The following is a 13,176-nucleotide window of genomic DNA, read 5'->3' as shown; positions in this document are numbered from 1 at the left end:
AAGACACATCAGCCGACGCCGCACTCGACGCATCCGGGTTAGCAGCAGCCTTCGCTGCAGCCTCCGCGTTCGGGGTTGCCGCAGCCGAGGCAGCCGACTCAGCATCCGGGGTCGCTGCAGCCTGAGCCGCCGCCTGAGCGGACGGGTTGCTGTTGTCATCAGCCTTCGCCGACGCCGACGCAGACGCAGACGCGTTCACGTTGCTCTGGGGCTCCTCGACCGGGGTCTTCGTCGAATCCTCGGGCGACTCGACGTTGCCGGGCTCGCCGGGCTGTCCCGGGGGCACGTTGCCCGTCGCGAGCGCGGTGTTCTCCACCGAACCCTTCTTCGCGTCGTCGGCAGTGATCACGTACGGCTCGGTCGACTCGCACTCAGCCGACTGGCCGGGCGCGAGAGCGATCGGGTCGCAGCTGACGCCGACGCCGGCGTTCTGCAGGAACTCGTCGCGGATCGCAATGTTCTCGATGTTCGCGATTCCGGTGTTGGTGACCTTGAACCGCCAGAAGATCTGGTCGCCCGGGTCGGTGATGCCGTTGTTATTCGTGTCGACGACCTTCGAGACCTCCTTGTCGAGGTTCAGACGTGCGGTCACAACCCGCGCACAGTCGGTGGAGGACGTGTTGTTCCCGTAGTCGGGGTCATCCTCCATGCCCACCAGCTCGGCCGTGTTCGTCACACAGCCGCTGATGTCGTTCGCGGCCGTGACGCGGACGCGGAAATCGATCTTCTCGCCGGCTCCGACCTCACCGCCGTTGATGAGCAGAGTCTCCCGGCCGTCTGCGCCCGTCTGGGTGGTCAGCGTGACACCCGGGCTGTCGACCAGGATCGCGTTGCTCAGCCCCGCGGGGAGCACGTCCTTGAGGAACCAGCCTCCCGACGGGGAACTGCCGACGTTGCTCACCGTGAACGAGTACTCGAACGACTCACCGGGCATGAACTCCACCGGGCCGGTCTTCTTCAGCGCGATGTCAGCCGGGTCACCGAAGTTGTAGGCCCCATCGTTGTCGATAGTGGAGTTCGCCGTCCCCACGCCTATCACTTCAGCGACCTGTGAGCCGGCGACACGTACATGCACGACCCTGCCGGAGGCGTTGTCGACAAACCCGAGCAACCCGGATCCCGTCACCCAGGCAGCACCGTAGTTAGTCGTCCCGCCCGTCCGGAGTCCCGGCGCGTCGATCCTCGTCACAGTGTTGCTGGATACGTCATAGCGCAGCAGGTACCCACCCGAACTCGCCGACCAGAAGTAGCCGTCCGCGTAGACAAGATCGTTCGGGCTGTCGTTTCGCACAGTCCCCGAGAAGGTGTGGGTCTCCTGCGCACCCGTTGCGAGGTCGATCGAGGCGATGACCGTTCCACCGGTCGAGTAGAACCACAACTTCCCGTCGTGGTATTCCATGCCCGACCAGCCCGTCACATTCGGTGCGACGGGTCCGGTCAGCCCGGCCACTCGGGTCGCCACACCACCCTGACCGATGCGATAGAGCGGGTCGCGCACCGCGGTGCCCGGGTAGAGCGTCGCATAGATGAAGCCGTCATCCGGGTTGAAAGCCATCGTCGACAGGTCGCCCGGCTGGACGGAACCCAATCGGTCGAAGCTGTACTGTCCCGATGTCGGCGAGTATTTGACGTCAAAGAGCGAACCGGCAGATGTCCGGTTCGATTGCAGGAGCCATACCTGAGTCTTGTCGGTGGGCCACGGGTCACCCGCAGCCGCATTGGCCGCGGTCGCCGCACCCATCACGGCGAGGCTGATGACAGCCGCCCCCGCGCCGACCGTCAGCGCTCTGCGCTTCCAACGCCCCGGCGGGCGTGCATGTTGCTCATTCGTCATTCTGAGCGTTCTCCTTTGTTATCGGAAGTACCGGTGTCCCGGTGCTCTTCCCCCAATACGCCGACCGGCCGAGCCGGACGGCGGTCACCGCGAGCCCGCTCCCACGAGCTGCGCGGAGTCTGTGTGGTCCTGGGCTTCGGCCGCGGAGGGATCGACGTCCTCGGTCGTGGCAGGCATGCGCTGAACCTGGAGTTCTCCCCCTCCGGGACTCGATGCGGCCGCACGCCACTTCTCCGTGAATGTCTGAGCGATTCCCGCCCAAGACCGGTCGCGGATGAAGATCGCATCGATCGCGACCATCGTCAGCGAGAACCAGGGCAGGCCCATGAGCACGGCGATTCCGATGTGGAAGCCGAGCATTCCGAACAGCGCGATCAGTCGGGTCGGGCGCGTCAGCAGCATGAACGGGAATCCCGCCTGCAGGAACAGCGTGCCGAGTGTCAGGAAGGCGACAGCCGGCCCCCAGGCCATGAAGAAGTCCGACAACGCGGGCCAGGTGCCGAAACGCGCCGTCTCGAGCGGGTGATAGATCGCCCAGCCCTCACGCCAGGGTGCGCCGCCGGCCTTGAACAGGGCGCCCGAGGTGTACACGAAGATGACCTGTGCGGCCAGAGCGACGAGCGTGAGGTTGTGCGCGACGATGCCGATCTGACGCGGCGCGGATCCGTCGCGGAACCACTCGCCCTTGCGTGCCCGACGGCGAGCGTCAAGCGACCACCGTGCGGCAGGGTCAGCGAAGAAGAGCAGGATCATCGCGATGCGGAACATGTTGTCGCCCTGGTCGCCGACCATGTCGTTGGCCTCGATGAAACCGACCCAGAGGCAGAAGAACACCGGAAGCACGACGCGGAATCGCCAGCCGAGGATGAACAGGATGCTCAGGCCGATCAGCGCGACGTAGAGCGTGGAGTAGGCCAGGTCGTTGCCCATGGCGTTGTGGAATGACGAGAAGAGCCAGATCTTTGGAAAGTCGCTCACCGGCTCCGCCATCTCACGGTTCCAGGCGGAGCCCGAGCCGAACGAGTAGTAGCGGGTGTTGAAGTTCGTCAGCAGCAGTCCGAGTCCGGTGAGGCCGAACAGGATGCGGGTCACGGCCAGGCCGTAGAGCGCCTTCTTCGAGTCATGAAGCCAGTGGTTCGCGGCCGAGAACGTGCGGGTCGCGGCGACAGTCGTGGTCTGTGCGAACTGCGCGATGAGCGAGCCGACGAAGGTGAGGATGCGGGGCGTCGCCGTAGCGTTCGAGTCGGTGGTGCTCATCGGTTCAGGCCCTTCAGGTAGGTCTCGTACTGCGACCGGAACACCTCGGCGAAGCGGTCTTCGTTCTGTCCCGGCTCGGTGAACACCTCGCGCCAGCCCGGGCGGATGACGGTCGGGTCGGGGCGCTGAGCGTTCGGGTTGTTGCGCTCGGCGAACGGCACGACGTTCTGGCGGCTCACGCGGAACTGAACCGCGGTGACGTCGTCTCCCCAGATCGCGTGGGCGACCTGGGTCGCATAAGCGGTCGCCATGCGGTCGTCGCCGACGTAGGCGTCGGGATCGACCTCGTCGTCAGCACTCTCGAGCTCGGCCGACAGCGTCGACAGCCACTCGTCACCCATGTGGTTCTCGAGGGTCAGCGCGCGCTGGCTCTCGGACAGCCCGTCCCACGACTTCTTGAAGTTGCTCGCGAGTTCCTCGGCCTGGATGCCGGCCCGCGGCGGGAACAGGTTGTTCTTCACCATGGAGAGCTCGACATCGGTCGCGCTCACCCAGCCGGTCTCGGACTCGTTACCCGCGTCATCTGTCACGAGGGCGCGAACGTTGAAGTGATAGTCGCCGTTGATCGGCTCGGGCGCGAACACACTCCACGACTGACCGAACAGCGGCAGCATGTACGAGCTGAGCGCGTTCTCGGGAGGGAGCTGGCGCAGCGCCGAGGGCGGATAGATCCACAAGAACGAGGCGAAGACGTGCCACGCCGTCAACAGCACCAGTGCCGTCGAGACGATGCGCACCGTCCATCGTGTCGACGCCTTGGCGTCTCCGTCGTTTCTCGCGGGCGTCGGCCTCCACCGCGCCGATGGCATTGTCCTGGTCATTTCTCTCCCCGTGTACGTGGTCTCGGGGGCGCCCGTGAATGCGCCCTGACTTCGAGACCGCTGCGACGACGGATCGTGACGCGGAATGCGGGAAGTTTTTCGTCAGCACGGCGCGGGGCATCCGTGATCGCGGTTTCGGCGTCACGATCCGGGCGCGACGACGTGCCCCCCCATGGGTCGACAGCTACCGCTTCGTCATCGACGAGCGGTACCGGACCTCACCCCGCGGGGATTCCCTCCCACGCCGAAGGGGGGAGCGTGATCACGCTCCCCCCTTCGCAGGTCTCCGACGACGTACCGGCGGAATCAGTCCAGCAGCAGTGCGGGTTCCTCCAAGACGGATGCCACGTCGGCGATGAACCGGCTCATGCCGTCGCCGTCCACGACGCGGTGATCGAACGAGCCCGACACTGTGGTGACGAAGCGAGGACGCACCTCGCCGTCGACGACCCACGGCTTCTGCCGGATGGTGCCCATCGCGACGATGCCCGACTCGCCCGGGTTGATGATCGGGGTGCCGGCATCCATGCCGAACACGCCGATGTTCGTGATCGTGATCGTGCCGCCCTGCTGCTCGGCGGGCGAGGTCTTGCCCTCACGCGCGGTGAGCGTCAGCTTCTCGAGTGCGCGGGCGAGACCGCGCATGTTCAGGTCTTGGGCGTCCTTGATGTTCGGCACGAGCAGGCCGCGCGGAGTCGCCGCCGCGATGCCGAGGTTGACGTAATGACGCACCCGGATCTCAGCGCCGTTCTCGGTCTCGACCCACGCCGCGTTCACCATGGGCGTGCGGCGCACCGCCCACACGACGGCACGCGCCATGATCAGCAGCGGTGAGACCTTGATGTCGGCGAAGTCGGGCGACGCCTTCATCCGCTTGACGAGTTCCATGGTGCGTGTCGCGTCGACGTCGGTCCACACCGACACGTGCGGTGCGGTGTGCGCGGAGTCGACCATGTGCTTGGCCGTGACCTTGCGCACGCCCTTGACCGGGATCGTCTCCTCGCGATCGTCGGCCGGCCCGGCCGAGACGACCGCCGGGGGAACCGGGATGGTCTGCTCGCGCACCTCGGGTCGGGCAGGCGTCTGCAGGTTGCGGAAGACGGATGCCTGCGACGCATGGTTGACGACATCCTCGCGGGTCACCTCGCCCGCGGCTCCTGTCGGCGTGACCGACGCGAGATCGACGCCGAGGTCGCGTGCGAGTTTGCGGATCGGGGGCTTCGCCACGACGCCCACGGCTGCGCGGGCCGGAGGCTCGGTCGGCTTGCGGCGACGCGACTGCACCTGACCAGCCCCCCCGTACCCGACGAGAACCGAACCGTTCTCCTCCGATGCGTCGCCTGCGGCGGCCGGCTTCTCAGCAGGGGTCTCGCCATGCTCGGAGTTGCCGCTCGCGGCATCCGCTCCCCCGGCCGCGCCCGCGATCGTGATGATCGCGGCCCCCACCTCGACAGTGGTGCCTTCGTCGACGAGCAGCTCGCCGACCGTGCCCGAGAACGGCGACGGCAGTTCGACGAGCGACTTGGCGGTCTCGATCTCGACGAGGACGTCGTTGACCGCGACCTCGTCGCCGGCGGCCACGCGCCACTGCACGATCTCGGCCTCGGTGAGGCCTTCGCCGACGTCCGGCAGATGGAAGGTCTGGGTGCTCATGAGGGAATCCTCTCGCAGGCGCGTCGGGTGGTCAGTAGGCGAGGGCGCGGTCGACGGCCTCGAGGATGCGGTCGGCGTCGGGGAGGTACGCGCCCTCGAGCTTCGCCGCCGGGAACGGGACATCGAAGCCCGACACCCGCAGCACGGGAGCCTCGAGCGAGAAGAACGCCTGCTCGGTCACGGTCGCGGCGATCTCGGATCCCAGCGACGTGAACCCGGGTGCCTCCTGCCCGTAGACCATGCGTCCGGTGCGCCGCACCGAGTCGAGGATCGGGCCGTAATCGACGGGCGACAGCGAGCGCAGGTCGACGACCTCGCACGACACGCCCTCGCTCTCGGCGAGCGCGGCAGCCTGCAACAGCACCGTCACCATCGCACCGTGGCCCACGAGCGTGACGTCGGTTCCGCGACGGACCACGCGCGAGGCGTGCAGCGGCAGTGCCCGCGCGGCGAGATCGACCTCGCCCTTGGTCCAGTAGCGCGACTTCGGCTCGAGGAAGACGATCGGGTCGTTCGAGGAGATGGCGTCCTGGATCATCCAGTACGCGTCGTTCGGCGTCGAGGGCGACACGACCCGCAGACCCGGGGTGTGCGTGAAGTACGCCTCCGGGCTCTCCTGGTGGTGCTCGACGGCGCCGATGTGCCCGCCGTAGGGAATCCGGATGACGACGGGGAACGACATCCGCCCATCGTGCCGGTTCGTGAGCTTCGCGAGCTGCGTCGTGATCTGGTCGAAGGCGGGGAAGACGAATCCGTCGAACTGGATCTCGCACACCGGCCGGAAGCCGGCCATCGCGAGTCCGATCGCGGTTCCGACGATGCCCGACTCGGCGAGGGGCGTGTCGAGCACGCGTCGGTCGCCGAACTCGGCCTGCAGCCCCTCGGTGACGCGGAACACGCCCCCGAGGCGGCCGATGTCCTCGCCCATCATCAGCACGTGGTCATCGGCCTGCATCGCGGCGCGCATGCCCGCGTTGAGCGCCTTGCTGAACGGCAGCGTCTCGACGCTCATGCGCGTCCCTCCTCGAAGGATGCCTCGTAGTCGGCGAGCCACTTCCGCTGCCGATCGACGAGAGGGTGCTGCTCGCTGTAGACGTGAGCGAACATGCTGTCGGCCTCGGGAGCGGTGAGCTGGTTCGTGCGGACCCGGACGTCGTCGGCATAGGCCGCAGCCGCAGCATCCACGTCGTCGAAGAAGGATGCGGCGGCGCCGCGGCTCTCGAGATAGGCGCGCATGCGGGCGATCGGGTCGCGCCGCGCCCAGAAGGCCTCTTCGTCGCTCGTGCGGTACTTCGTCGGGTCGTCGCTCGTCGTGTGCGCACCCATGCGGTAGGTCAGCGCCTCGATCGCACGGGGCCCCTCACCGGAGCGGGCCTCGTCGAGGGCGAGCTTGGTGACGGCATAGCTGGCGAGCACATCGTTGCCGTCGACACGGATCGACGGCATCCCATAGCCGGCGCCGCGGCGCACGAGCGGGACCTTGGACTGCGTCGAGACCGGCACCGAGATCGCCCAGTGGTTGTTCTGCAGGAAGAAGACCTGCGGGGTGTTGTAGCTCGTGGCGAAGACCATCGCCTCGTGCACGTCGCCCTGGCTCGAGGCGCCGTCGCCGTAGTAGACGATGACCGCTTCGTCGCGCTCGGGGTCGCCCGTGCCGGTGCGCCCGTCGAAGACCATCCCCATGCCGTAGCCCGAGGCGTGCAGCGTCTGCGAGCCGAGCACGAGCGTGTAGATGTGGGTGTTGCCGTTGCGGGGGTCGGTCGGGTCCCACCCGCCGTGGGTGAGGCCGCGCATGAGCCGGATGATGTCGATCGGGTCGACGCCGCGGATCGTGCAGACCACATGCTCGCGGTACGACGGGAAGAGGTGGTCCTGGGGCCGGGTCGCCCGCGCGGAACCGACCTGAGCGGCCTCCTGGCCGAACGACGGAGGCCAGAGCGCGAGCTGCCCCTGACGCTGCAGGTTCGTGGCCTGGCGGTCGAAGGCCCGCACCGTCACCATGTCGCGGTAGAACGTCTCGAGCTCCGTGTCGGCGAGCGCCTCGATCACCGGCAAGTAGCGTTCGGCTTCGGGCGACGGGTCGAGTGAGCCGTCGGCCGCGAGGACGCGGACGAGAGCGGGATCGAGTTCAGCTTCGTCGGTCACCCTCCCACGCTAACGCCCCCGGTATGACCCGATCTGCATGCGGTCGACAACGGATGCCGCGATTCGCGGTGGGTGCGGCACAAGCCGGGTGGGGTGGGTGGGGTGGGGTGTGTGCGGGGCCCGGATGCAAGGGATCGTGGCCGACACGCCGGCCGGGCGGCATCCGCACCGGGGTGTCATGACAGATGTCTTGCATCGGGGCCCGCCGAACGGAAGCCCGGATGCCGCGGGCGGGGATGCCGCGGGCCGACGGGTGAGGGGGCGGTGAGAGGATCGGCGGATGACGTCGTCATTCGAGATCGTGACGCGCGCCGCGGTATCGGCGGAGGCGCTGTTCGACGCATCGCGTGACATCGGGGCGCACGTCGCCTCGATGCGCGGCACCGGCGAGCGCGCGATCGATGGTGTGACGAGCGGCCTGATCGGGCTCGACGAAACGGTGACCTGGCGGGCATGGCATTTCGGCATCCCGTTCCGGATGACGTCGCGGGTCACGGCACTCGACCGGCCGCTCCGCTTCGTCGACGAGCAGGTCTCCGGGCCGTTCCGCGTGTTCCGGCACGAGCACCTCTATGTCGAGCGCGACGGGATGACGATCATGACCGACCGCGTGAACCTCGCCTCGCCCGTTCTCGGCCGAATCGCCGAACGCCTCGTGCTCGTGCCCTATCTGCGCCGCCTGCTCACCCGCCGGGCCGAGCATCTGGTGACGTCCGTCTCGGGCTGATCGCCGCGCCGCGTCCGGCCACGCGGTGCCGCCCGCGCCGCGCACACACCGCGATACAAGGGATCACGACCGACACCCCGGCCCGGCGGCATCCGCACCGGGGTGTTGCCGTCGATCCCTTGCATCCGCGCACGGGGACGCCCACCGCACGAGATGCCCACCACGCCGGGGCCGGTCAGCGGCCGAGGTCGATCACGGCCGCGCCGAAGGGCTCGAGGCGCAGGGTCGTGCCCTCGACACGCGCCCCGAACGACAGGAGAGGGATGCCGCGGCCACCGAGCGCCACGTCGCAGGGCCGGTCGGCCGGATTGAGCGCGACCAGAAGCGACCCTCCCCGCCGGTACACGAAGGGGTAGCCGGTCGATTCGACCGTCACGTCGGCCCGCGCCGACAGTCGGGGATCGCCCCGCCGCAGCGCGATCGCTTCACGTAGGAAGTGCAGGAGGGATGCCGGGTCATGCAGCTGCCGCGCCACGGTCGGGGCGTCCGGGGCCGGGTCGGCGGGCAGGTACCTCGACTCGTGGGCGCGCTGCCCGAGAATCTCCACCGTTCCCCAGGCCATCGGCGTGCGCGATCCCGCTCGCTCGTACGTCGGCCCGAGCGACGACCCCTCGAGAGGGCCGACGCCCGGCAGGTAGCGCATGCCGATCTCGTCGCCGTAGTAGATCGAGGGCATCGCCGGCCAGGTCAGCACGAGCAGCAGCGCCGCGCGGGCCTGCCGCGCATCGCGGTCGCCGCTGACCATGCGCGTGAAGTCGTGGTTCGCCGTCGGCAGCCCGACGATCCCCCGGCTGCCGGCCTCACGGATGGCATCGCGCGCCTCGGACCACGCCTCGACGAAGTCCGCCGCGTCGCCTCGACCGGCGGCGTCGGCCCACGCGTCGCGGGCGGGCCATGCCTCGTGGACGGTGCCCGAGCCGTTCTCGAACAGCGACTTCAGCGGCATCCCGTCGAAGTCGCCGCCGAACTGCAGGAAGAAGTCGACGTCGAATCCCGCGGGCACCGCTCGTGCCGGGTCGCCCCACTCGGAGATGAGGATGCGGCCCGGGTGCGTGCGGTCGAGACGACGGTGCACGTCGTGCCAGAGCTTCGCGGTCTCGACGTGTCCGGGATCGTCCTTCACGAGCGACGCGGCCATGTCGACGCGGAATCCCGCGACACCGCGGTCGTACCACCGCCGGATGATGTCGACGAGGGCATCTCGGTTGCGCGACGGCCCGGGTGCATCGACGGCCTGACGCCACGGCTCGTCCGGATGAGGCCGGGCGTAGCCGAAGTTCAGCGCGGGCTGGAAGTGGAAGAAGTTCGGCTTGTAGAACCCGCGGTCCCCGCGCGGCACCGGCACGAATCCGTCTGCGGCCACGGGGCTGAAGACGTACCGGTCACCCTCCGGGTCACCGTCGACGGGCGCGGCCAGCGCGTCGCCGAACCACACGTGCTCGTCCGAGGTGTGACCCGCCACGAGGTCGAGCACGATCCCGATGCCCCGCCGCTCGGCCTCGGCGAGGAGCCGGTCCATCGCCGCGTCGCCGCCGTACCGGTCGGCCACACGGTCGAAGTCGGCGACGTCGTACCCGGCGTCGCGGAAGGGCGAGACGAAGACGGGGTTGAGCCACACGGCATCGACGCCGAGCCAGGCGAGGTAATCCAGTCGCGCCGCGACACCGTCGAGATCGCCGATGCCGTCACCGTCAGCGTCGGCGAAGCTCTGCGGATACGCCTGGTACAGCACGAGGCGGTCGAGGCGATCGGCCAGGGGAACGAGGGTCATGACGCTGCTCCTTCGCAGATTTTCTCGATGCAAGGCTTGATGTAACCGGTTACACGGAGGTACAGTCCCCAATGTATCCGGTTACATCGCCGGATCACAGAGCAACCCGGCACCAGACACCGGCACCCGACACCAGCACCCGACACGACGAAGTGAGGTGGGCCCGCGTGGCATCCGATTCCCCCGCCGTTCGCCCGACCATCCGCGACATCGCCCGCGAGGCCGGGGTGTCGGTCGCGACCGTCTCGCGCGTCACGCACGACGATCCGCGCGTCGTCGCCGAAACGAAACAACGCGTCCAGGCCGCGATCGACCGGTTGGGATACCGCCCCTCGGCTCTCGGCCGCGCCCTGTCGTATCAGCGCACGAACACTCTCGGCATCGTGCTGCCCGGACTCGGCGGCCCCTACTTCGCCCAGCTCATCGAGGGCGCCGAGTCGGTGGCGGTCGAGCGCGGCGTCGTCATCAACGTCGTCGGAACCCACCTGCGGCCCGACGCCGCCGGGGCCGTGCGCCAACTCGCCGAACGCACCGACGGACTCATCATCGCCGGCGGCACGCTGCCGTCCGACGAGGTCGTCGCGCTCGCACGCTCGGGCCGAGTGATCGTCGTCGCCGGCGAGGCCGACGAGGCAGCGACCGTGGTGACCGACGGCCGCGCGGCCGCCGCCGAGCTCACCGGCCACCTCGCCGACGTGCACGGATACCGCCGCATGCGCTTCGTCGGTGAGCCCTCGGGGTCACCCGACACCGCGTGGCGTTACGAGGGCTTCCGCGACGCTCTCGAGCAGCGCGGTCTCGCCGAGGCGGGTGAGCCCGTCCGGCTCGGCCTCGACGTGCGCAGCGGCGCGGTCGCCGCCCGGATGCTGCACGATGACGCGGATCTGCCCGATGCGCTCGTCTGCGCCAACGACGAGCTCGCGATCGGCATGCTGGCCACACTGCCGGGCCTCGGCCACCGCATCCCGGCGGATGTCGCGGTCACGGGCTTCGACGACCAGGCTCTCGCCGGCATCGCCTCGCCGCGCCTGACGACGGTGCACCAGCCGATCGCCGAGCTCGGTGCTCGCGCAGCGGCCGGTGCGCTGGGCGACGACATCCGGTCGCACACCGTCCTGCCGACCCGACTGGTCGTGCGGGAGTCGTGCGGCTGCGCGCCGGAAACGACGCCGGAGGCGATGCCCGACTGAGAACGCGACCGGTCGAGGAGCGACCGGCCTCACAGAGGAACGAGGAGGTTCCGATGAGAAGACGCAGAGGACTGGCGGCGGGAGCGATCGCCCTGACCGCGCTGCTCGCGACATCCGCGTGCGCGAATGTCGGCCTCGAGCCCGCACCCGAAGCCCCGCCGGGATTCATCGGCGAGCTGCGGATGCCGTCCGAGGCCGGCGGATCGGTGCAGGGACTGCTCAACTACAACTGGCTCTCCCCCAACGCGACGGTTCAGACCTGGCTCTTCGAGCCGCTCATGATCCGAGACCGATTCACCTGCGAGGCCGTGCCCTGGCTCGCCACCGACTACGAGTGGGAACGCCCCGACCGCCTCGTACTGACCCTGCGCGAGGGCGTGGAGTGGAGCGACGGCGAGCCCTTCACCGCTGACGACGTCGTGTACACCTTCATGGCGGGCAAGGAGTTTCCCGCCGCTGACAAGTCGGGCCTGTGGGGCGACTTCTTCGGCGCTCCCGCCGAGAGCGTCACCGCGGCCGACGACCACACCGTCGTCTTCGACTTCGCGGGTGCCGCGGTGCCGAAGACCGACGCCATCCTGCAGAACACCAAGATCCTGCCCGAGCACATCTACGCCGCGCAGGGCGATCCGACCCTGTTCGTCGACGAGCAGGGCGTGGGCACCGGCCCGTTCACCCCCGAGTCCTACAACGGACGCCGCCTCGTGCTCGAGCGCAACGAGAACTACTGGAACGCCGACGAGGTCCGCGTCCAGCGCCTCTCGCTCGAGGGCCAGTACGACGCGAACTCCGGGGCACTGAAGCTCCGCAGCGGCGCGCTCGACCTCTACCGCGGCGACATCCCCAACCCCAACCGCTCGGTGGTGGCGCCCGACCCCGAGAACGCGCATTTCTTCTACCCGCCCGACGCCATCACCGCCCTCGTGCTCAACAACGAGCGCCCGGTGCTCAACGACCCGAGATTCCGCGAGGCCTTCGCCTACGCGCTCGATCGCGAGGCGCTCAGCCAGCGCGCGAGCTTCGGCATCATGGAGCCGGCGAGCCAGACGATGCTGCTCCTCCCCTTCCAGGAGCAGGCGGTGCCCGAGCAGTGGCGGGGCAAGGAGTTCATCCCCTACGACCCCGCGCGGGCGAACGAGATGCTGGATGCCGCCGGCTACGAGCGCGGGCCCGACGGGCTCCGCGTCGACGAGAACGGTGAGCCGCTGTCGTTCGTCTTCAGCGTGCAGGCCGGGTGGATGGACGTCATCGCCATGGCGGATGTCGTCGCCCGCAACGCCGCCGACGTCGGCATCTCGGTGCGCATGGTCACGACCGATCCCAACGCGATCGAGGGGATGCAGAAGGCCGGCGACTTCGACATGACGGTCGACTTCATCAGCGGCGGATGCCAGCGGGCGCGCGACCTCGGCGCGAAGCTGCAGGCCTCGCAGATCTCGACCGAGCAGGAGCTTCTGCTGAACCGCGCCCGCTACGTCAACCCGGAGATCGACGCTCTCATCGCCGAGTGGACCAACACCACCGACGAGAGCCGCACCGCCGAGATCGAAGCCCGGATCATCGACATCTTCATGACCGAGTTCCCCTACATCGCGCTGCAGTACGCGCCGAACCGGCTCATCTACCGCACGAACAACGCCGTCGGATGGCCGAGCGAAGACAACCCGTATCCGGTCGACCAGCTCATCCGCGTCCTCCCGAACCTGCGCCCGCCGGGAGAGGCGGATGCCGGCGGGGCGGATGCCGGCGGGGCGGATGCCGGCGGGGAGGACTGAGCC

10 protein-coding genes are annotated in these 13,176 nt (G+C 68.8%); 3 read left to right on the top strand and 7 right to left on the bottom strand.

Going from position 1 to position 13,176, the window contains the following annotated elements:
• The 6 genes from ACU6RU_RS13535 to ACU6RU_RS13510 all read right to left on the bottom strand — a co-directional run.
• A partial coding sequence (locus ACU6RU_RS13535; protein ID WP_446726796.1) for a DUF6923 family protein occupies positions 1-1,834 on the bottom strand: 1,834 nt, incomplete at its 3' end.
• Positions 1,835-1,918: 84 nt separating this feature from the next.
• Positions 1,919-3,091, bottom strand: coding sequence for an HTTM domain-containing protein (locus ACU6RU_RS13530; protein ID WP_446726795.1), 1,173 nt, complete (start codon positions 3,089-3,091; stop codon positions 1,919-1,921).
• On the bottom strand, positions 3,088-3,828 hold the full coding sequence (locus ACU6RU_RS13525) for a DUF5819 family protein (RefSeq protein WP_289330443.1): 741 nt from the start codon (positions 3,826-3,828) through the stop codon (positions 3,088-3,090). Before ACU6RU_RS13525 ends, ACU6RU_RS13530 begins: the two co-directional genes overlap by 4 nt.
• Before the next feature lie 390 nt (positions 3,829-4,218).
• The gene (locus tag ACU6RU_RS13520) at positions 4,219-5,565 is read right to left on the bottom strand and encodes a dihydrolipoamide acetyltransferase family protein (protein ID WP_446726794.1); all 1,347 of its coding nucleotides are present in this window, start codon (positions 5,563-5,565) and stop codon (positions 4,219-4,221) included.
• Positions 5,566-5,596: 31 nt separating this feature from the next.
• Entirely contained in the window at positions 5,597-6,577 is a 981-nt protein-coding gene (locus ACU6RU_RS13515) for an alpha-ketoacid dehydrogenase subunit beta (RefSeq protein ID WP_289330445.1), read from the bottom strand.
• Complete coding sequence (locus ACU6RU_RS13510; RefSeq protein ID WP_120264012.1) at positions 6,574-7,710, bottom strand: thiamine pyrophosphate-dependent dehydrogenase E1 component subunit alpha; 1,137 nt, start codon at positions 7,708-7,710, stop codon at positions 6,574-6,576. The genes ACU6RU_RS13515 and ACU6RU_RS13510 overlap by 4 nt, the downstream gene beginning before the upstream one ends.
• A 280-nt stretch (positions 7,711-7,990) precedes the next feature.
• Here ACU6RU_RS13510 and ACU6RU_RS13505 point away from each other — a divergent pair, with 280 nt between their 5' ends.
• Positions 7,991-8,437, top strand: coding sequence for an SRPBCC family protein (locus ACU6RU_RS13505; RefSeq protein ID WP_446726793.1), 447 nt, complete (start codon positions 7,991-7,993; stop codon positions 8,435-8,437).
• A 175-nt stretch (positions 8,438-8,612) separates the two neighbouring features.
• Here the strand turns inward: ACU6RU_RS13505 and ACU6RU_RS13500 are convergent, their stop codons facing one another.
• Positions 8,613-10,208, bottom strand: a complete 1,596-nt coding sequence (locus ACU6RU_RS13500) for an alpha-amylase family glycosyl hydrolase (protein ID WP_446726792.1) — start codon at positions 10,206-10,208, stop codon at positions 8,613-8,615.
• 167 nt (positions 10,209-10,375) lie between these two features.
• Here ACU6RU_RS13500 and ACU6RU_RS13495 point away from each other — a divergent pair, with 167 nt between their 5' ends.
• Both ACU6RU_RS13495 and ACU6RU_RS13490 read left to right on the top strand, forming a co-directional pair.
• On the top strand, positions 10,376-11,398 hold the full coding sequence (locus tag ACU6RU_RS13495; protein WP_446726791.1) for a LacI family DNA-binding transcriptional regulator: 1,023 nt from the start codon (positions 10,376-10,378) through the stop codon (positions 11,396-11,398).
• 53 nt (positions 11,399-11,451) lie between these two features.
• On the top strand, positions 11,452-13,173 hold the full coding sequence (locus tag ACU6RU_RS13490) for an ABC transporter substrate-binding protein (protein ID WP_446726790.1): 1,722 nt from the start codon (positions 11,452-11,454) through the stop codon (positions 13,171-13,173).
• The last annotated feature ends 3 nt before the right edge of the window (positions 13,174-13,176 follow it).

The sequence above is a fragment of the Microbacterium sp. F1-18 genome, from assembly GCF_052921305.1.
Note: the sequence above shows the minus strand (reverse complement) of the source record. Positions and strands in the feature narration are given on the sequence as shown.